This is a genomic window from Streptomyces sp. NPDC006733 (assembly GCF_040636125.1).
Lineage (GTDB): Bacteria > Actinomycetota > Actinomycetes > Streptomycetales > Streptomycetaceae > Actinacidiphila.
Genome location: NZ_JBEYJD010000127.1, coordinates 1 through 1014, shown reverse-complemented (window position 1 = coordinate 1014; position 1014 = coordinate 1). Strand labels below are relative to the sequence as shown.

Here is a 1014-nt window from a genome sequence, read left to right as displayed (position 1 = left end):
TGAACCGCACCGTGTTCGATAGAGACTCGATTCCGTGAAAGGATTGAGTCATGGCACGTCCTTCCTCCTATCCCGTTGAGCTGCGCAAACGAGCGGTCCGTATGGTCGCCGAGGTACGTAGTGACTATCCGAACGAGTCGGCCGCACTGCGATCGGTCGCCCAGAAGCTGGGCATCGGTTCGGCCGAGACCCTGCGGAACTGGGTGAAGCGCGACGAGATCGACTCCGGGCAGCGGCCGGGGACGACTACGGAGGAGTCCGCGCAGATCAAGGCGATGAAGAAGGAGATCGCCGAACTGAAGCGGGCGAACGACATCTTGAAAGCCGCGGCAAGTTTCTTCGCGGCCGAGCTCGACCGGCCACACACACGCTCGTAGCGTTCATCGACGAGCACCGGGCCCGCTTCGGCGGTGTCGAGCCGATCTGCCGCGTACTCACCGAGCACGACTGCAAGATCGCCCCCTCCACCTATTACGCCCACCACAAACGACTCCAGGCCCCGGCGGCCCGCACGGTTCGCGATGCCGAGCTGAAGCCGCTCATCCGGCAGATCTTCGAGGCCAACTACCGTGTCTACGGGGCCAGGAAGGTCTGGCGTGAGCTGCACCGCCAGGGCCACATCGTGGCCCGGTGCACCGTCGAACGACTCATGCGGGAACTCGGTGTCTCCGGCGCGGTTCGCGGGAAGAAGATCATCACCACGATCCCGGACAGTTCCGTCGAGCGGGCGCCGGACCTGCTGGACCGCAACTTCGTCGCGCCGGCCCCGAACCGCTGCTGGGTCGCGGACTTCACTCACATCAGCACCTGGTCGGGAGTGGTCTACGTTGCTTTCGTGGTGGACACCTTCTCCCGCCGGATAGTCGGCTGGTCCGCTGCCACGTCGAAGGAGACCAGGCTCGTTCTGGACGCCCTGGACATGGCTCTGTGGCAACGCGACCGTGATGAACACCCGCACCAGGTAGGTGAGTTGATCCATCATTCCGATGCCGGGTCGCAAGGCGGATTCAACTG

At 64.0% G+C, this 1014-nt stretch carries 2 protein-coding genes; both read left to right on the top strand.

Annotation, left to right across the window (positions count from 1 at the left end):
- Window positions 1-50: 50 nt before the first annotated feature.
- On the top strand, window positions 51-377 hold the full coding sequence (locus tag ABZ721_RS40955; protein WP_358793928.1) for a transposase: 327 nt from the start codon (window positions 51-53) through the stop codon (window positions 375-377).
- A gap of 5 nt (window positions 378-382) precedes the next feature.
- On the top strand, window positions 383-1014 hold a 632-nt coding region (locus ABZ721_RS40950; protein WP_358793929.1), incomplete at its 3' end, for an IS3 family transposase.

Coding starts and splice junctions, on each gene's coding strand:
- ABZ721_RS40955 (WP_358793928.1), top strand. CDS start 51: ATGGCACGTCCTTCCTCCTATCCCGTTGAGCTGCGCAAACGAGCGGTC.